Below are 18,642 nucleotides of genomic sequence, written 5' to 3' on the forward strand. Positions count from 1 at the left end.
TCCTCGTTTCAGTCCTCGTCCTCGAAGGAGGGTTTCTTTTCGGCGACACCGGCTTCGGCCAGCACCTTTCGCAGCCAGGGAGGAGGACATGTCCTCAGCATCATCTGAGTGCGCAACAGCACCTCTTGGATGGTTTGTGGCTGCGGCACCTTGATGGGATGGATTTTTGCCGAAACTACCTTGGCTGCCGAAGGCCCGCCGATGGCCAGACAAAACAGCAGGTGGCATCCCCTCAGCGCCTCCACCTTCGGCGTGATGCGGTCATCGCCCTCGGTCCGACGCTTCCCGCTCTCATCGGAAACCTCATCGAAGGCCACGGCTTCCACGAGATGCCACTCCTCGCGCGTCACGTCGTAGACAGCAAAGCGCTTGGCCGACCCGAAATGGGCATTGAGACCCTTCATGTCTTGCGTGGCGATGGCTACGCGCAATGCGCCTGCTCGTCGTTCAGGCATCGGTGCGTGAACCTCGTCAGTGACGAGTGAGAGGCGACGAACGGAGCTCATCTGGCATTTCTCGATTACGGAATGGGTCAAGCGCCTCAGGTGTCGGCGCGCGCTGGTTGGCCTGGAAGATATTGGCAACATCGAAGATCAGGTCGCGGGTCCCCCGATACAGGATTGTGAGCTTGTGCTGGCTGCCCAGCCGGTCAAAGATCGGGAAGCCGACGCGCATGAGCGGAATCCCAAGGCGTTGCGACGCCTGGCGACCGTGGGAATGTGCTACGAGAAGATCCGCGCCCGCTGCAAGAGCTTCCAAATCGCCGAGATCGCCGATCTGAACCCACTCCGCCGGTACTTTTTGCAGAATCTTCGACATATCGGTCGTCGTGACCGCCGCCGCGATGTCGCAGCCCATGTCGGTGAAGAAGGTTGCGAGTTGATAGAGTTGGTCTGGTTCAGCAGCGATCGCAATTCTCTTGCCTCCGAAATGGAAATGTCCGTCGAGCAACGCATCCTGCAATTGCGCCCGGTGACGGCGCACCTGGGCCGGCACCGCCGCGCCCGAAACCGCCGATAGCAGCGAGACGAACCGGTCGACAGCCCTCAATCCGGTCAGCGACTGGAACACCGCGAACGGCACGCCGGTCAACCCGTGCAGCACTTTCGCAGGGTGGCGCATGTGCTCGCCGATGACGATGCATTGCGCGACAGTGCCAAGCTCGCGGATTTCCTCGACGCTGGTGCCGCCATAGGTAGTCGTTACCCAGCGGTCGGGAACCGTGCCGTCGAGAGAGCCGGAGACGTCCGGCAGAACAACCGGCTTGAGCCCAAAGCTTTCAACCATGTCACGCAAATGCTCGACGTCAGCGACAGTGAGGTTGCATCCGGGCAGGATCGCGATCTTCTTCGGGTGCCGGGTCCGTGCGCCCGACCGTGTAATCCCTTCGATCATCGCCGCGACAGCCTTGGCCCAGCCTTCTTCGATCGCGCCGTCAAAATCTGGCGTGTTGGCCAGCACGACCTCCGTACCCGCGAGTTCTTCCACGTGCTTCAGCTTGACGTTGGCGATATCACTCGCGCAATCTTCGCCACGGGTCTCCACCAGCGCGGTCGTGCACACCCCTATCAGCTTTGGCTTTGTGCGGGTTTTGAGGTTGAGGATCGCCTCTTCCAGATGATCCGCTCCGCCGAGTATGGTTGCCACCTCGTCCATCGCCGTTGTCTGCAAGGGGATCGCTTCCTTGAAATGCCGCACGAAGAGCACGAGGGCGAAGCTGGTGCAGCCTTGGCTGCCGTGGAACAGGGGCATCGCACCGTCGACTCCAAGAAAAGCGAAGGCGGCACCCAGTGGCTGCGACGACTTCAGCGGATTGACCGCCGCTGATTTGATTTTGCGAAGGATGCGGACCATCGGATTTCCTCAACGGTTGTCGAAGCGGTGAGCCGTCGCGCCAGCGAATTCATTGAAAGCATTCACAGTCGCGGTCCCGTTCTTCGTGCTCGCCAGATCGTCCTCCAAAGCAGGCGGGCAATCCCACGGCGCCGGCTCCCGTACCTGACCCCAGATCGGGTTGTGAATGGCGAGGTCGATCTGCCGTACAAGTTCCACCATGCCGTCATAGCCGGCATAAGGATGTTGGCGCTCCTGGTTGATATCGAGCCAGGGTGTCTTGGCCTTCAGCGCGATGAATTGCGTGCGCCCACCCGACAGCATGATGTCGGCCTTGTGGTTTGAGAGCATGGCGTAAAGATCGCGCGCTGCCATCTGCTCGAACATGTGGTTTTCGTCCTTGAGGATCCGTTTGATCCGCTCCTTGTCTTCGACCGTGGATTTCTTGACAGAGGTGCCAACGATCTCCATGCCGGTCTCCATCAGCGCGTGAACGACTGACCAGGACTTCACACCGCCTGTATTGAGCAGCACCCGCTTGCCTTGAAGCCGCCGGCGGTAGGCCTCGAGCTTCTTCCACGCAATCGCTTCCTGCTCAGCAATCAGCGTGTCTGTGCGATCGAGGATCTCCGCATCGGCGCCCTTCCTCACCAGCAGCTCAGCAATGTTGCGAAGTGCTTCCGACGTATCGGTTATGCCGTAGAAGGAGCCCTCGAAGAACGGGATGTCCCAGCGCTCCTCCATCTTGCGTGCCAGATTGATGAGTGCGCTCGAGCACACCATCATAGCCGCCCGGGCGCGGTGCGCGGATGCAACGTCAAGGTAACGCGCATCGCCCGGAATGCAGGCGCGCACCCGGATGCCGAGCCGATCAAGCAGCGGCTTCACCAGCCAGAATTCGCCCGAGAGGTTGAATTCGCCAAGGATGTTGATGTCGTAGGGCCCGGCGTCGTCGGGTTCCACCGTGCCGATGACATGATCGAGCAACGCTTCGGCGGCGAGTTTGTTGCCGAGGTTCTTGGAGCCGGCCAAGCCCGGCGCATTGATCGGCACCACGGCCAAGCCGAATTTTTCGGCCGCGCGTTTGCACACGGCCTCGATGTCGTCGCCGATCAGCGCCGTCACGCAGGTCGAATAGACGAAGACTGCCGGCGGCGCATATGTTTCCTTGATCTCGCGGATCGCCCTGAACAGCTTCCGCTCGCCCCGCCCCATCACGACGTCGAGTTCGGTGAGGTCGGTTGTGAAGCTTGTGCGCCACAGGGTTGGCCCGGACGAAGCTGCGCCTCTGTTGTCCCAGGAATTGCCCTCGCAGGCGAGCGGCGCATGGACCAGGTGCGCAACGTCGGTGATTGGCTGCAGGACGATCTTGGCGCCGTCAAAGGCGCAGCCGCCGGCTGCCGCCCCGGGGGTCAGCGGCTTCGAGCAGCCCTCCTTGCGCGCCTTGGCATCCTTGCCGCGGTTGGTATCGCAGGCGGGCTCGTCGAAAACGTCCTGGATCTTGGCACTGAGCGAGGTCATTGCGTCAGTCTCCGAAGTCCATTGGGCAATGGACGGCCTCGACGAAAAGCCGGCACGGGCTTAGCGGGTGAGGTCATAGGAATAGTCCGTCACGCCCGTTTCGCTCGTCTCGCGATCGAGCTTGTCGAATATCTTGTCGAGGATCGTCGTCAGCACGCGTAATCCACCCTGGTAGCCCATGAGGGGAAAGCGATGGTGATGGTGCCGGTCGAAGATTGGAAACATCAGCCGGATCAGCGGCGTGCCGGTGTCGCGTTCCAGATACTTGCCATAGGAATTGCCGATCAGCAGGTCCACCGGCTCTGTAAACAGCAGCGAACGCATCGCCCAGAGATCCTTGCCCGCCCAGATCTGGGCATCCTGGCCGAAGGACGAGGATGCAAGCAATTCCTTCATCTCGGCCTCCCAGGCCGATGTGCCGTTGGTCGCGAGGCAATGTGTCGGCTCGCCGCCGGTCTCCATGACGAAGCGGGCCATGGCGTAGACGAAGTCGGGATCGCCATAGATTGCGTACTTCTTGCCGTGCAGCCATGACTGGCTGTCCGCCATGGCGTCAACCAGTCGGCCGCGCTCCATCCGGATTGACTCGGGGATCTCCTGGCCGGAAATCGCCGAGATCTTCATCAGGAATTCGTCGGTCGCCTGGACACCCAGCGGATAGTGGAAGGATGCCGTCGCCTGCCCGACCTCGTTGCAATATTCCAACGTCTTGCGGGTGTTGTAATGCTGCAGCGACAGTGTCGCCTCCGCGTTGAGTGCCCCTTTCAGGTCTTCAATCTTGGTGCCACCGTCATACATGCGGTATTCGCCGTCCGACGGCGTGTCGAACTGGTCTGAGGCGTCCTGAATGACGGTATAGGTGACACCCATCAGGTCGAGGAGGCGCTTGAGTTCCCGATTGTTTCCGACGCAGAATCCGTCGAAGCCTGGAATGATGTTGATGGTCCCAGCGGCTTGCGAGCGCTCGCTGCCCTTCCAGAAATGCTCGAGCACGCCCTTGACCATGCCGTCATAGCCATCGACATGGCTGCCGACGAAGGCAGGCGTATGAGCGAAAGGCACGTCGAAGTCGCAGGGGACCGAGCCTTCGTTCTTGGCGTTCTCTATGAAGCTCCGCAGGTCGTCGCCAATGACTTCGGCCATGCAGGTGGTCGAGACGGCGATCATCTTGGGGTCGTAGAGCTTGTAGGTATTGGCGAGCCCGTCGACCATGTTCTTCAGGCCGCCAAACACTGCCGCGTCCTCGGTCATCGAGGAGGAAACCGCTGACGAAGGCTCCTTGAAATGTCGCGACAGATGCGAGCGGTAGTAGGCAACGCAGCCCTGGCTACCGTGAACGAACGACATAGTCTTCTCGAACCCCGCGGCCGCGAACACGGCACCGAGCGGCTGGCAGGCTTTGGCGGGGTTTATGACAAGCGCCTCGCGAGCGAGGTTCTTTTCGCGGTATTCCCAAGTTTTGGTCAATTCGCGTTGATCGGTGACGATCTGATCAGGGTGCGGACATTCGAAATTCAGCTTCTTCTCGGCAAGCATTTGTCTGTATTCCGGCTCGCGGAACAGGGGAGCATGGTCGAGAACTTTTTCGGCCGATTGCGGCATGGTGGTCACCTTTTCCATCTGGCCGCGCCAAGCGGCAGCACAGGGACATCGAGACGTTAAGGGGCCTCCCGCGGATCGAGTGCGCCCCAAGCATTTATCGGCCTCCCTGCCTGGCAGGGTGGCCAGTCCTCATTCGGCGGCGACCGCCCTCACCGGCGCGTCCTTCATCTTCTTCCACGGCGCGCGGTAGAGACCCCACACCGGGTTGTTGATGGCCAGATCCATGTCGCGGGCGAAAATGGCGAAGCCGTCATAGCCGTGATACGGGCCGGAATAGTCCCAGGAGTGCATCTGGCGGAACGGGATGCCCATCTTCTGCACCGGGTACTTCTCCTTGATACCGGAGCCAACGAGATCAGGGCGGATGCCTTCGATGAACTTCTCCAGCTCATAACCGGTGACGTCGTCATAGACGAGCGTGCCATTCTTCACGTAATGGCCGGTGCGCTGATAGTCGTCGTTGTGGGCGAACTCGTAGCCGGTGCCAACGATCACCATACCGAGGTCCTCGTAGGCAGTGATGACGTGACGGGGGCGCAGGCCGCCGACATAAAGCATCACCGTATTGCCTTCGAGGCGCGGTCGGTACTTGGCGATGACGGCATCTACCAAGGGCCGGTACTTGGCGATCACCTTTTCGGTCTTCTCCTCGATTTCCGGGCCGAAATGCTTGGCGATGTTGCGCAGGGAGGCCTCGATCTGGGAGGGTCCGAAGAAATTGTATTCCATCCAGGCGATGCCGTATTTTTCCTCCATGTGCCGGCAGATGTAGTTCATCGACCGGTAGCAGTGGATCAGGTTGAGCTTGGCCTTGGGCGCGCGCTCTATCTCGGCGAGTGTGGCGTCGCCCGACCAGTTGCCGACCACCCGAAGCCCAATCTCTTCGAGCAGGATACGCGAGGCCCAGGCATCGCCGCCAATGTTGTAGTCGCCGACGACGTTGACGTCGTATGGGCCGGACTCGAACGCGACATCGTCCTTGTCGAAGACCCAATCGCGGATCGCATCATTTGCAATGTGGTGGCCGAGCGATTGTGAAACGCCGCGGAAACCTTCGCAGCGCACCGGTACAATCGTCTTTTCGTGCTCCTTGGCCTTCTTGCGCGACACGGCCTCGATATCGTCCCCGATCAGGCCGATCGGGCATTCGGACTGCACCGAGATGCCGCCACTGAGCGGAAACAGGTCCTCGATCTCGTCGATGATCTTTTCCAGCTTCTTGTCGCCGCCGAAAACGATGTCCTTCTCCTGGAAGTCGGAGGTGAACTGCATTGTCACGAACGTGTCGATGCCCGTCGTGCCGACGTAATAGTTGCGGCGTTGCGACCAGGAATAGTGCCCACAGCCGACCGGCCCGTGCGAGATGTGGACCATATCCTTGACTGGACCCCACACCACGCCCTTGGAGCCGGCATAGGCGCAGCCGCGGATCGTCATCACGCCCGGAATGGATTTGATGTTCGATTTAACATCGCATTCGGAAAGGCCCTTGTCCTCCCCACCGGCCTCGTCCTTGCTCGTTGCGACACTGAGGTGCTTCTTGCGACGCTTCGCCGCCTTGTCTGGATATTGGGACAGCACGTCTTCGATAAGCTTCGCATGCAAAGCGCCGTCATTCTCATAGTCGAGGCCCATGGGACCTGCCCCTTTCAAGGTTCGGGTAACGCCTCGCCAACGAGGCCTTGCTTCGTAGAAAGGGGCGCCAGGTCACGGTCGGCGCCCCCTGTCGGTAGCGGCGGTTACTGAGCGACGGCCAATTTCGCTTCCTTGGCCTGAAGCTCGGCAAGCATTTGCTCGTCCGTCTTCATGATGCCGAAGTCGAGCAGCATGTCCTCGAGCTCCTCCATCGTGATTGGGGTCGGGATGGTGCCCTGGCCCGAATTGACATGGATCTTCTCGGCCAACGCGCGGTACTCCCCTGCCTGTTTGGAGTCCGGCGCATACTGGATTACCGTCATCTTTCTCAGTTCGGCGTGCTGGACGATGTTGTCGCGCGGCACGAAGTGGATGAGCTTGGAATTGAGCCTGGCGGCCAGCGCCTCGGAGAGGTCGAGCTCGCGGTCGGTCTGGCGCTCGTTGCAGATCAGCCCGCCGAGCCGCACGCCACCCGAATGGGCGTATTTCAGGATACCCTTGGCGATGTTGTTGGCGGCATAGAGCGCCATCATCTCGCCGGACATGACGATGTAGATTTCCTGGGCCTTGTTTTCGCGGATCGGCATCGCGAAGCCGCCGCACACCACGTCGCCCAGCACGTCGTAGGAGACATAGTCGACATTGTCATAGGCGCCGTTCTCCTCGAGGAAGTTGATCGAGGTGATGACGCCGCGGCCGGCGCAGCCGACACCCGGCTCGGGGCCGCCGGACTCCACACACTTGATGTCTTTGTAGCCGATCTTGAGCACGTCCTGGAGTTCAAGGTCTTCCACAGAACCTTCCTGGGCGGCGAGATGCAGAACGGTATCCTGCGCCTTTGCGTTCAGGATCAGGCGGGTGGAGTCGGCTTTGGGATCGCAGCCGACGATCAGGATTTTCTGTCCGAGGTCGACCAGGGCGGCTAGCGTATTTTGAGAGGTGGTGGACTTGCCGATGCCTCCCTTTCCGTAGAATGCGATCTGACGCAGACCTGACATGTTGCTTCCTTCCTTCTTTCCATCCATAGCGGTTACCGCGACTTCAATGCCGGTCGGCAGATCCCGCCGCCTCGCACCGATCGTTTCAAAACTCGTGCCAATTTGGCCGGCTGGATCGAAGAAGAAATTTTATGATTGCTTTTCAGCTGTTTAACATTTGGCAAAAATATTAAATTGGCTAAATAAACTTGTGTCGCGGGCCCGACAAAGGCGACAGGAGATGTCGGATGGCGTTGGTCGGCCGCGGAGCCCGGAAGGAAGCTAGTTGTCAAAATCTGATGAAGTAGATGCCCCCTCGCGTCTTCACCCCGACTTGGTCGGTTTGCCCGTCGAGGTTGTAGCTGCGGCCATCGGGCGCCAAGTCGGATAATTTCGCGGGTCAGGCCTGGACTCAAGCAAGGGTCGTATGGCAGCCACAGCGGTCTGGTCGCTGAAAAGGGGACATTCTTGGAAAGGATCAGAATTGTTCAGAAATCGATCAAACGTGCGAGGCTTATAAGACCAGGATCAATTCCCAGCTCCGACATTGGAGCCTGCGCCGCCGCTGGATTACTGTGATAACTAACCTTCCACGTCACCGTTGTTGCGTCGATGTGCTTGGTTATTTCCTCGAGATATGGCGCGTCCACCTCAGAAAGGGAGTGTCCCATGACGAGGATTCGACGCACTGATCTCAGGCTATGGAAGAACGGCTGCTGCTGCAGGATGATTTTATGGGTCGGCTTGAACGTCGCCGAAAAATAGTCGTCGACGATCCTGTTGCCCTCAAGGACGCGTGTGTCCGCAGCCTCGACATCAACGCCGTGATTGAGGGAGTCCGCCAAAGTGCGCTGCCATGCATGGCCGAGCACGAGTTGGTCAGCAGAGCTACTGGCTTGCCCGTGAATGTGCAGAACCTGGCTATCGGCAATTCCATAGGCCTTCTGAAGTGTCGGCGTATAATTGAAGTTGAGATAACGCGCGGTCGGGTCGAGCGGTAAAGGTTTGCCGGTGAATGAATTGGCTGCGGGGATGCGAAGCTGTCGAATCCAATCGGCGAACCGTGCCCGCATTGTAGAAGAAATAGCCTCGACGACGCGGTTCAGTTCATACTGATAGTCGTGATGGCCTGAATCACTCCAGTCCTCCGCTCCATAGGACATGAGAAATTGAGAGGCATAGTCAATAACCGTGTCGACATCGAAGTCGGCCAGCCTCGCCTCGAATTCCCACCAGAACGCGTCGTCGACTGCAAAATATGTCTCGACTTCGCGATAGGTGGCCAGATCGACTTGCTTGAGATATCGGCCGAAGTCCACGTAATCCGATGGAATATCGTGATAGCGGTCAAAGCCATTGCCGATGATGTATAACGTGTCGCTCATCAGCCTGCTTTATTCCAGAGTTACGCTGAAGCTCGGATATGGCTTTCGAAATGCAGTAAGGACGCGATCGCGGGCGCGGTCCATTTCCCGGGCAGCGGCATCGGTCAACATGAAGGTCGGACAGGACGGATCGCCACAGCCGCACGGCCTGATCGCACCGGTTGAAAGCAAGGTTTTATAGCGGCGACGAAGGTTATCTAGTTCACGCACCGTCGCTTCGAGGGCCGATCGGACGCTTGGATCACGGATGTGATGCAACGAGGGAAGGCGATGGATTTCTACGCCTTCACGGGTTTGCCAGATGCCGGTGCTCAGCACGCGAATGGTGTCTTCGACGGCCTGTAGGAAGGCTGGAAGGTTACTCTCCTGCTGAAAGGGTGTTCGAAAGGCCGGTCTATCGAAGGCCCGCGCAAGCATCGCCAGTGTCTGGTCATCGGTAATAGCCGAGAACCGGTCAACGAAATCGCGCAGTTCAGCCGCGGTGTCGGGAAAGGGGACCCCTTCGACCAGACGTCGAAGGAGGAACTCGGCGCGGAGCCTCAGATGTTCTTCAAACTCTGAGCCCGACCAGATCGTGACGCGAGCCACTCCCAGCTTGTTGGCCGCAGCTTTCACTTCGTCCCGCCGCTGAGCGGAGACGCTGCATCGGCAAACAAACTTAAATGTCGCCGGGCGCCCGAACGCAGCACCGATTGCCGCGGACATATCCTTCTCGGCCTTTGTCTGAGTAAGACTTGCGCGGTTTACGCATTGAATGACAGTCCGTTCGTCCGGCCGGTCGTCGAATGGCCGAGTGCCGACGATGTCTCGCCCTTGGTCGCTGCCGGCCTGGCCGTACCATGCGAGGTCGGTCCATCCCTCACAGAGGTGATAGGCAAAGACAAGTCGTTCGAACTCGGACCCACTGAAATCCTCGAAATGAATCGGTCGAACTGTCTGGGCGATACTCATAGAGATCCTTTCCTGGGACGCACGCCCCTAGCCAGGACCCTCACAGCAGCTTGTCCGATTGCTGCGCATGTGCAGGGTCGGGCGGGGGCACAAACTGGTCGATGTTTTTCAAAAGGCAATGTGTGTCGCTATTTCTCGGCATCAAGCCAATTGGTTCCTGTTCGGAGATTGGCGGGATCCTCGGAGTCTTTTGGGATCTGGAGGGAGATGCGCCAATCGTTCGTTTTTCGCCGGCGCGAGGCGAATTCGACGCGCTGGATCGCGGCCATCTCGTCGGATGCGTACTCGACCTTGTGCGCCGCATCGAGAGTGATCTGCTCGGCCTCTATCCAAAGCGCGACCGTCAGTAGGACGTCACCGAGCACGCAGGGGCCGTCGGCGGTGGTGAGGGTGACTGAGCCGGGATAAGGAAAGCATGCGGTGCGGAACGCAGGCGGTTGCGCCTTTTGAATGCCGTCAAACGGATCTGCAGCCCCTTGGATTTGGTGCCACAGATCAGTTAAAGACCAAGTTGCGTCGGACTCGGTGTTGCGAAAGATCGGCGCGAGCGGATCAGTATCCTCCGGTAAAGTAAAATCCACGTCCTGCGTACTGGGAACTTTCCAATCGAGCGAACGGAACCTCCGGATGCCGATCCGTGCAATGCCGCAGGCCCTATGCCAAAAGAGCACAAAGTCCAGTCGCAACAAGATCGAGTTGATTTCCGCAACCGTAATTTCCGAAATTTTCCGCAGGGAAATGCCCGCATGAGACGCGGCAATCTGAGCCTCCGGGGAAAAACCAGATGCAGTGACGGCAATGGTTCGATCCGCGCCAATCGAAGACTTCTTTGTGGCTAGCTGCTCGATCCAGGTGACATCCTGCAGTCTTGATCTGCGTCGACATTCGATCGTGACAAGCATTTCGGTCGTGCCGACTTTGGCACGAATGCTGGCATCCACTTCCCTCAGCCGACCTGTGAGCCTGCAACGCAGACGATCCGGTGACTTGACGATCAGCCCCCGGGGGCCTGCGTCGGCCTCGATCCGCGCGATCAGGCGTTCGAATTCGCGCCATTCGGGATCCCGATGTCGGTTCGCGGTCATTCTTTTGGACCGCCTTTTGTCCCGGCATTCAGGAACATTGGGAAGAAGCTGATCTGCTTCTTCATTTTGATGACGTCATCAACGCCAATCGTATTGGCCTTCCGTCGCTCCCCGCCGGCGGGCGTTATCACCTCAAGGTCTGGGTTTTCGATGATCGCTGCATGGACATCGTCGGCGTGCGCCGGGGTAATGTTGTATATGCTTTCGTAGAAGTCCATGACAGGCATGGCGTCTCCGCATTCCATGATCAGGCGCGGAATGTCTCCGAGAAGCTGGTTCTTTGCCGATACGCGACCGCTGATGTCGAAGAGGTAGAGCATGCCTTCATCATGCTTTGGATCGTAGGAGAGCATGTTGAGGCCGGATCGACCGAAGTGTGCCTGTAAGCTGGCGTTGTCGTGAAGAATGTTGTTGTAGACCTGCCTTGCCCGATAGGCATTCGCAAAGTGGATCAGCCAGTACCGCCACCCGCCGGGATTATTGATCGAGAACGGGCTGACATAGGGGGCGCACAATCGGAAAGCGTCAAAGACGATTTTCTCGGCTGTGCCGAGCCAGTCCTTTTGGCTCATTAACGCATCGAGCGCCTGGATATCGTTGCTCGTCAGCCCGAGATGATCGAGCTGGGCGCGAAGCCGCTCCGGTTGGTCCTTTTGAAGGAATGCGAGCAGCGAACTGATGACGAAGGTGTAGAAAATCTCAGCCGCGGGATAAGAGTGCATAATGTCGAGGATGGTGTTTCGCTCGACATGGCTGTGACCGCATTGATCGAGGTTGAAGATGACGCTCCGATAGCGGCCTTGCCCCAACAGGCTCTTGATATCGGGATAAGCGGCTTCGAAGAACTCGTTCAGATATTCGACCCGCAGATGCAGCTTGGGGCAGCTCTGGCTAGCCTCTGCTTGCATCGGTGCGACATGCGTCTTCAGAAGTTCGATCGCATCGCGGTTGGCGTCGTTGAATACGAGGAGGCATTCGACTTCGATAGCGCCAAGCCCTTGGACGGCGCGCTGCGTGTTCACAGCCTCGACTGCTCGTTTTAATTCTTCGATGAAAATCAACGGCGATCCAGGTGAGCCGCACTGGTAGCGCCCGCCGCCAGCGAAACCGTCGACGATCGCGAGGCGAAATCGCTCCTGCTGAGGCAGCCTACAGCGGACCGTCAAGTAGTCGAATACATATTCTCGCAAAATTTTATGTTTGCGGCGAGAGTGTTCCTCCAGCTTTGCTCCGTCGGCCCATTCATATCGTTTTTCGACCACTTTGCTCCCCCCGACGGATGTTGTTCTACATTGTAACCGTGCCTTGCTGGGTGGTCGGCATCTCGTCCCAGGTCCGGCCCCGATACTCGCGCCCGTTGGCCTTCTTGGAACGCTTTTTGTTATCCTTGCCCCAGGTTCCCCACTGCTTGAAGAAGAAGGCGGTACCGGCCGCCAGGCATTGGCCGTAAATTTCGTCGATCCATTCTTCCCTGATCGGTCGAGCGGATTTGCCGCTTTCACCGCCCACGATGGCCCAATGGATGTCGCGGAGGTCGACGGCGCCAACCGATCCAATGAGAGGCTCAAAAGAGATGAAGCGAATGGCTGCGGGCGCCTGGCGGAGATAGTCGACTCGACTCACGACGTTCGCGTCTTCAATGCTAGTGCCCAGCCAGACATTGGGCAGGATGTCGCCCAACTGCGAGGCGACGAGAGCTGCCATTCGCTCGGGACGCTTAGTAAGGATTTGATAGTTGTGGCGCGGGGTCTCGCGCATGACCTTCCAGACCTCAAGGATGAATTCGTCGCTGACACCCTCGTGGAAGAGGTCGCTCATAGAGTTTACGAAGATTTTCCGCGGTTTCTTCCATCCGTAGGGCATGGCCAGCGCTTTGCGGTCTTCCCGCACGACGCCATTCCACACGGTGCGCTTTCCCGTCTTACGGGTAAGTCCCGCATATTTTGCGATGCCCATGGCCTCAAGGCGTTTGGCCATTTCCATAGCATAACAATGGGTGCAGCCTGCGGTGACGATGGAGCATCCTGCGACGGGGTTCCAAGTGGAGTCTGTCCACTCTATCTGAGTTTCAGCCATCTTGCCCTCCCGAGCATTCCTTGACCCGACGCCGCATCAGACCGCTCCGCGTATCGGATTGACGACCTTGAGCCCGGCAAAGTCTTTTTCGTTATCCGTTACCAGCACGCACTCGTTCGCTCCGGCGACAGCGGCGATGCTCATGTCGAGCCCGCTGCGCGGCTTGCCGGCCGCTTTTCCTCCTGCCATCAGCCGCGCCCAGATCAGCCCTGCCTTGTCGTCGAACGAAAGGATGCGGCCCGCAAACAGCGCCTGCGGCCCCTCGGGCCCAGAGAACCACTTGTCGAGTGCGTTGCGTTTTTTCCCGCGTGGCTTCTCCAGAACCCGGCGAAGAATTTCCGCAACGGTCAGCGAAGCGATGAACAAATCCTCGTCACGCTGTCTCGACATCCATGCCAGGAGCGATTCCGACGGCTGCGATTTCACGACATTGCTGATGATGTTGGTATCGAGGAGGTAGCGTGTCACAGGTCGATCTTGCGTCCCTCTTCATGGGGGCGGGAAAGATCGAGGTCAGCTCCCACCAGCGGCGAACGACGCAATGCGGCGAGAATCCCGCCAAGCTTGGGTGGCTCGCCGGCGATGGTCTGGCTGACAGCAGCGCGCAGGCTAGAGGCATCCGGTCCATCTTCCGCCAGGCGGCGAGCCAAAGATCGAATGAGGTCGCGATCGGCATCGCGGCCAAGCACCTCGAAGCGCGCCAAGCCGCGCTCGCTGAGGCGAGATCGATAGTTTTGAATGGCGCGTTTTTGCGAGCTGCCCATAGTTACCTCCGACTTATTTCCAGTAATATAACCAGAATGCTGGGTTTGATCAAGGTGCAGGCAGTCCGGGCAGTGCGCTCTTTCGGTTGAATGGCATCGGTGGACGCGTGATATATGTTACGCGACGGTACTTGTTGACCAGCGTCGAGCAGCCGCCGGCCGACGCGAGGTGTAAAGATCGTCCGATCTGGTGCCGATGGTTGGCGAAACCTCAAAAAAATGTTTCCGGCAATTTTCCCTTTGAATCAAGGGCGTAACTTTTTTACGGCCTCAGCGTCGGATTTTTTGCGCTGACAAGAGAAATATCTCGGCGCCGACCAGAGGGCGTCGGCCCCAGGACGGGCGAGGCTCGTTTGGCGAACGGCGCGAAACAGGGATTGGTCGATTCGCGCGGCGATGGTTGACCACAACGCCTGCTGGACGGGTTCCGCGTGCAGGTGCCCTTCTGGGAGAAGGCGACGGCCATCCATGTCTTCTGCCTGCAGGAGCGCCGGCGCGGCGATCGCTTTGCTCGTCACTGGCACGATGTCGCCGTGCGAATTTCGCGGATCAAAATTACAAACTTCGCCAATCGGCGCGCTGCGGCCGGGAATGCTCGATGCGCTGATGGCGGTAGAGCCAAGCCTCGCCGATCAGCGCGAACAGGTGGTGCGCATGTCGGCGGCGCTCGCTGTCGGCGGGCCGCTCGCCGACCTGGATCTGGCGAGCCTCGGTGGACGCGACGCGTCGCCTCTCCATCTTAATCTGTTGACGCCGCACTCGGCAAAGAGCTGCGAATATGATGTCGTGATCATGGTGGGACTCGATCTGGGCGGTTTGCCCTGGCGCAACGAGCAGCCGGCGGCGCGACGCGAAAGCCGACGGCTGTTCTATGTTGGCCTGACGCGGGCCCGCGACGAGATCCATATGCTGTATTCCGGTTACGTCGATACCGGCCGCGGGCGAAGGTTCGGCATCCCGCTACGTGCGAGAGCGCAGCCGTCGACAAGTACGGAGATCAGCTTGCTTTGCACTGGGAACCGTTATTTGAGGGTCGGGTCGAGCTTATCGCGCAACCAATCGCCGAGGACGCTAACGGCAACGGCCGTCATGACAATGACAAGGCTTGGAGCGAGCAGCATCCAGGAGGCGCGGGTGATATACTCGCGGCCCGCCGCGACCATGACACCCAGACTGGTCATCGGCGGCTGGACGCCGAGGCCGAGGAAGGACAGTCCGCTTTCCACCAGGACGATCTCCGGAAAGGTCACCGTCGCCGCCACGAGAAGCGTCGCCGCACTGTTGGGCAGGATATGCCGCAGATAGACACGCAGCGGATGGGCGCCGAGCTGGCGCGTTGCGCTCGCATAGCCCTGCGCGCTGGCGGTGATTGCCAGTCCTCGTGCCAACCGCGCATTCCGCTCCCAGCCATAAAGTCCCATCAGGGCGACGAACAGCGTCAGCGAATTACCGAAACAGGCGAGCATTGCCAGCGCCACGATTAGAAACGGTAGCGAAGCCTGTACGTCGATCATTAGCAGCAGGGCATGCTCGACGAGCCGGCGGAAATACGCGGCGATGAAGCCAATCCCGGTACCGACCAACACGCTGATTGCAGTGGCGCCGAAGGCGACCAGCAAGCTGGTGCGGATCGAGTAGAAAAGACGCGAGGCCACGTCACGGCCCAGATCGTCGGTTCCCAGGACGTGTAGCATCGTTCCGCCAAAGCCGACGGGCGGCGCCAGGCGATGGCGCAGGTCGATAGAAGTAATCTCATAAGGAGCCATTAGCGGCGCGGCGAGCGCCGTGAAGAGCATGAGGAGAACCCAGCCGCCCGCAAGGAGTGTCGGCAGGTCCACCGAGCGAGCCGTCGGACGGTTGGTTTCTACAGTTGCCGTTTTCATTGCGATCCTGAGTTTGTTCCACGCAGGCGCGGATCGAACACGCCATAAAGCAGGTCCATCAGCAGGTTGGCCGACGTCATGGTCAGCGCCACGAGAAGGAGGATGACCTGAACCACGGCGAGATCACGGTTCGCAACCGAAACCACCAGCAATTGGCCGATGCCGGGCCAGCCGAAGACGCTTTCCACCAGTACGGCGCCCGCGACCTGCCCGCCGAGCATCAGGCCGAACAGCGTCAGCACAGGAATGATCGCATTCGGAAAGGCATGGTGGCGAACCACCTGCCGCCACGCCACGCCCTTGGCGCTGGCCGCCACGATGTAGAGCTGCGACAGAACTTCGATCATGGCGCTACGCGTGAAGCGCGCGATAATGGCCGCCCCGCCCAAACCAAGCGTGAGCACCGGCAGTACGAAGCTTTCCGGCCGATCCGCGCCGCCGGACGGGAACAGGCCGAGCGTCACGGAAAAGATCAGGATCAGCAATAGCCCGAGCACGAAGCTTGGCACGGTGAAGCCGAACACGGTCAGCATCATCACCGATCGGTCGACCCAGGTGTCGCGATGCATGGCGGCGTAGGCGCCAACCGGAATGCCGATCAGCATCGTGAGCGCCAGTGCCGGCAGCATGAGCGCCAATGTTAGGGGCACGCGCTCGAACACAAGCTCAAGGGCCGGTTTTCCAGCCAGCATGGAATTCCCGAAATCGCAGTGGAGTGCCGCCAGGACATAGCGGACATATTGCACATACAGAGGCCGATCGAGCCCCCAATGCCGGCGAAACGCCTCAAGATCCGGGGCGCGGGCGCTGGGACCGAGTATCTGCAGCGCCGGGTCTCCAGAGGCCCGCAGCACCACGAATGTAAAGGTCACCACGATCAGGATCGACAGGCCGGCACGCAGGATCTTGGGGCCGGCGAAACGAAACACAGCACTCATCAATGCCTCACCAAATGGCAGGCGACCTGCCGTTCCGTTCCTAGCGGCAGGAGTTCGGGCAGGCTCTGGCGGCAAACGTCGCGCGCAAGTGGACAGCGTGGATGAAACGGGCATCCGCACGGCCTATCGGTGGGGCTCGGCGGCTCGCCTGGCAACGCCACATAATGATCGAAGCCGCCCGGAAGCCTCGGCATGGCCGAGACGAGCGCCTGCGTATAGGGATGGGCGGGTTGATCGATAATGGCGTCGGCGCGCCCCTGCTCAACGACGCGGCCAAGATACATGACGACGATCCGGTCGCTGACATGGCGAACGACCCGCAAGTCATGGCTGATGAACAAGAGGCCGAGCCCGAGCTCCTGCTGAAGATCCATGAGCAGATTGACGATTTGCGCCTGGACGGACAGGTCGAGCGCCGAGACCGGCTCATCGCAAACCAGAAGCGAGGGTTTTGGCGCCAGCGCCCGCGCAAGCACGACGCGTTGGCGCTGGCCGCCGGAAAGCTGATGCGGATAGAGCACGCCATGGTCTTCGCCGAGGCCGACGCCGTGGAGAAGCTCCGCCACACGTTGCTTGCGGCTTGCCGAATCGCCAATCCCGTAAATCGCCAGCGGCTCGGCGATGAGAGCGCTGACAGTCATTCGGCGATCAAGCGCTGCCAAGGTGTCCTGAAAGACCAGCTGCATTTGGCGCCGCTGCGCGCGCCAACCTGTTGCTGTCGATGCGCGGCAGCGGCAAACCCTGAAACAGCACACCTCCGCTGTCCGGCGGCTCCAGACCGAGCGCAATACGGCCGGTGGTGGACTTGCCGCATCCGGATTCGCCGACAATGCCGGTCGTCCGGCCCATCTCGACTTCCAGCGACACGCCATCGACTGCTACAAGATATTTCCGCGGTCCGTAGAGTGGCGAGCCGAGCGGAAAGCGACGGGTGATCTTGTTAAGACGCAGCAGGGTCATTGATACGTGCCGGCGTCCAAACGAAGGCAACGCACCGAATGCCGCGCGGCGACCTGCCGCGGTTCCGGTCGGCTCGTGCGACATACCGCGATCGCGTGCCGGCAGCGTGGCGCATAGGCGCATCCCGGCGACAGATGGCGTTGTGGCGGCGCGCCGGCAATGGCGGTCAACCGCATGCGCGGACCGTGCGAGGGCGGAATGGCACCGATCAGGTCGCGTGTGTAGGGGTGCTGCGGCGCGGTCAGAAGCGTGTGTTTCGGTGCCGTTTCGACGATCTGGCCCGCATACATGACGCATGCCCGGTCACAGACGGCCGCCACCGCGGCGAGATCATGGCTGATCATGACCAGCGCCATGCCTGTGTCGCGTTGAATATCTTTGAGCAGCAGCAGGATCTGCGCCTGCACGGTGGTGTCGAGCGCGGTCGTTGGCTCGTCGGCGATCAGCAGTTCGGGCCGGCCGGCGAGCGCGATGGCAATCATCACCCGCTGGTTCTGGCCGCCCGACAGTTCGTGGGGGTAGGTGTTGAGCCTGCTTGCCGCAGCGGCTATCCCGACCTGGTCGAGCAGGCGGCAGGCCTCGGCACGGGCGGCGGCACCGCTGAGGCCACGGTGCAGGCGAAGCGCTTCGGTGATCTGCGCGCCGATGCGATGCACCGGGTTCAGCGCGCTGGCCGGATCCTGGAAGATCATGGCGATGCGTCCGCCGCGCACCCGATCCAAAACGGATTGTCGTGCGCCCACAAGATCGAGATCACCAATCCTGGCCTCGCCCCCGATCTCCGCGGATTTCGGCAGCAGGCCAAGAACCGCCCGCCAGGTCACGGACTTGCCGCAGCCGGATTCGCCGACGATACCCAAGGCCTCGCCTTTGTTCACAACGAGATCGACACCGTGCAGCACAGGCACATCGCCGAACGCCACCCTCAAGCCAGCAATGCTGATGGCAGGTTTGGTGGCGGAAGCCCCGATGCCATGAGCCGGCAACAGCGCGGCGCCGGCGCTGTTCTGGAAAGACTTATGCAGCATGGAA

18 protein-coding genes and 2 pseudogenes are annotated in these 18,642 nt (G+C 60.1%); 2 read left to right on the forward strand and 18 right to left on the reverse strand.

The annotated features are described in order from the left end of the window. Positions 1-8: 8 nt before the first annotated feature. From nifX to EB815_RS32290, 13 genes are all read right to left on the reverse strand, one after another. A complete protein-coding gene (gene nifX, locus EB815_RS32230) occupies positions 9-506 on the reverse strand; it encodes a nitrogen fixation protein NifX (RefSeq protein WP_065005728.1) in 498 nt (165 codons plus the stop codon). Next, entirely contained in the window at positions 472-1,854 is a 1,383-nt protein-coding gene (nifN, locus tag EB815_RS32235) for a nitrogenase iron-molybdenum cofactor biosynthesis protein NifN (RefSeq protein ID WP_065005727.1), read from the reverse strand. Before nifN ends, nifX begins: the two co-directional genes overlap by 35 nt. Before the next feature lie 9 nt (positions 1,855-1,863). Continuing rightward, positions 1,864-3,354 (reverse strand): nitrogenase iron-molybdenum cofactor biosynthesis protein NifE, encoded by a 1,491-nt coding sequence (gene nifE / locus EB815_RS32240; RefSeq protein WP_019863329.1) that lies wholly within the window; start codon positions 3,352-3,354, stop codon positions 1,864-1,866. Between the two features lie 60 nt (positions 3,355-3,414). Next, positions 3,415-4,956, reverse strand: coding sequence for a nitrogenase molybdenum-iron protein subunit beta (nifK, locus tag EB815_RS32245; RefSeq protein ID WP_065005763.1), 1,542 nt, complete (start codon positions 4,954-4,956; stop codon positions 3,415-3,417). Positions 4,957-5,085: 129 nt separating this feature from the next. Continuing rightward, positions 5,086-6,591, reverse strand: coding sequence for a nitrogenase molybdenum-iron protein alpha chain (gene nifD, locus EB815_RS32250; RefSeq protein WP_065005726.1), 1,506 nt, complete (start codon positions 6,589-6,591; stop codon positions 5,086-5,088). A 104-nt stretch (positions 6,592-6,695) separates the two neighbouring features. After that, a complete protein-coding gene (nifH, locus tag EB815_RS32255; RefSeq protein ID WP_006331760.1) occupies positions 6,696-7,589 on the reverse strand; it encodes a nitrogenase iron protein in 894 nt (297 codons plus the stop codon). 467 nt (positions 7,590-8,056) lie between these two features. Continuing rightward, positions 8,057-8,953 carry a bacteriophage abortive infection AbiH family protein gene (locus tag EB815_RS32260; RefSeq protein ID WP_065005725.1) on the reverse strand — a complete coding sequence of 299 codons (897 nt, stop codon included), beginning with the start codon at positions 8,951-8,953 and terminating at the stop codon, positions 8,057-8,059. Between the two features lie 9 nt (positions 8,954-8,962). Continuing rightward, on the reverse strand, positions 8,963-9,904 hold the full coding sequence (locus EB815_RS32265; RefSeq protein WP_065005724.1) for a restriction endonuclease: 942 nt from the start codon (positions 9,902-9,904) through the stop codon (positions 8,963-8,965). A gap of 128 nt (positions 9,905-10,032) precedes the next feature. Further along, positions 10,033-10,989 (reverse strand): restriction endonuclease, encoded by a 957-nt coding sequence (locus EB815_RS32270; protein WP_065005723.1) that lies wholly within the window; start codon positions 10,987-10,989, stop codon positions 10,033-10,035. Next, on the reverse strand, positions 10,986-12,251 hold the full coding sequence (locus EB815_RS32275; RefSeq protein WP_064987112.1) for a three-Cys-motif partner protein TcmP: 1,266 nt from the start codon (positions 12,249-12,251) through the stop codon (positions 10,986-10,988). The genes EB815_RS32270 and EB815_RS32275 overlap by 4 nt, the downstream gene beginning before the upstream one ends. Positions 12,252-12,276: 25 nt before the next feature. Next, positions 12,277-13,065 (reverse strand): DUF5131 family protein, encoded by a 789-nt coding sequence (locus EB815_RS32280; RefSeq protein WP_027047779.1) that lies wholly within the window; start codon positions 13,063-13,065, stop codon positions 12,277-12,279. 36 nt (positions 13,066-13,101) lie between these two features. Beyond that, positions 13,102-13,533, reverse strand: coding sequence for a PIN domain-containing protein (locus EB815_RS32285; RefSeq protein ID WP_065005722.1), 432 nt, complete (start codon positions 13,531-13,533; stop codon positions 13,102-13,104). Further along, positions 13,530-13,829 (reverse strand): hypothetical protein, encoded by a 300-nt coding sequence (locus tag EB815_RS32290; protein WP_019863317.1) that lies wholly within the window; start codon positions 13,827-13,829, stop codon positions 13,530-13,532. Before EB815_RS32290 ends, EB815_RS32285 begins: the two co-directional genes overlap by 4 nt. A 443-nt stretch (positions 13,830-14,272) precedes the next feature. Here EB815_RS32290 and EB815_RS34350 point away from each other — a divergent pair. Together EB815_RS34350 and EB815_RS33845 are read left to right on the forward strand one after the other, a co-directional pair. Continuing rightward, a pseudogene (locus EB815_RS34350) lies at positions 14,273-14,413 on the forward strand (nucleotidyl transferase AbiEii/AbiGii toxin family protein); the annotation flags it as partial. 208 nt (positions 14,414-14,621) lie between these two features. After that, positions 14,622-14,687 (forward strand): annotated as a pseudogene (locus EB815_RS33845) (3'-5' exonuclease); the annotation flags it as partial. Between the two features lie 164 nt (positions 14,688-14,851). Here EB815_RS33845 and EB815_RS32300 read toward each other — a convergent pair. From EB815_RS32300 to EB815_RS32315, 5 genes are read right to left on the reverse strand one after another with little or no spacing between them, the layout of a single operon-like run. Beyond that, positions 14,852-15,712 carry an ABC transporter permease gene (locus EB815_RS32300; RefSeq protein ID WP_065005719.1) on the reverse strand — a complete coding sequence of 287 codons (861 nt, stop codon included), beginning with the start codon at positions 15,710-15,712 and terminating at the stop codon, positions 14,852-14,854. Further along, positions 15,709-16,650 (reverse strand): ABC transporter permease, encoded by a 942-nt coding sequence (locus tag EB815_RS32305; RefSeq protein ID WP_065005718.1) that lies wholly within the window; start codon positions 16,648-16,650, stop codon positions 15,709-15,711. Before EB815_RS32305 ends, EB815_RS32300 begins: the two co-directional genes overlap by 4 nt. Next, complete coding sequence (locus EB815_RS32310; protein ID WP_348625438.1) at positions 16,650-17,336, reverse strand: oligopeptide/dipeptide ABC transporter ATP-binding protein; 687 nt, start codon at positions 17,334-17,336, stop codon at positions 16,650-16,652. Before EB815_RS32310 ends, EB815_RS32305 begins: the two co-directional genes overlap by 1 nt. Beyond that, positions 17,299-17,610 (reverse strand): ATP-binding cassette domain-containing protein, encoded by a 312-nt coding sequence (locus tag EB815_RS34175; RefSeq protein ID WP_348625437.1) that lies wholly within the window; start codon positions 17,608-17,610, stop codon positions 17,299-17,301. Before EB815_RS34175 ends, EB815_RS32310 begins: the two co-directional genes overlap by 38 nt. Further along, positions 17,607-18,638, reverse strand: coding sequence for an ABC transporter ATP-binding protein (locus EB815_RS32315; protein WP_065005717.1), 1,032 nt, complete (start codon positions 18,636-18,638; stop codon positions 17,607-17,609). Before EB815_RS32315 ends, EB815_RS34175 begins: the two co-directional genes overlap by 4 nt. Positions 18,639-18,642: the final 4 nt, after the last annotated feature.

It is taken from the genome of Mesorhizobium loti (genome assembly GCF_013170705.1).
GTDB lineage: Bacteria > Pseudomonadota > Alphaproteobacteria > Rhizobiales > Rhizobiaceae > Mesorhizobium > Mesorhizobium loti_D.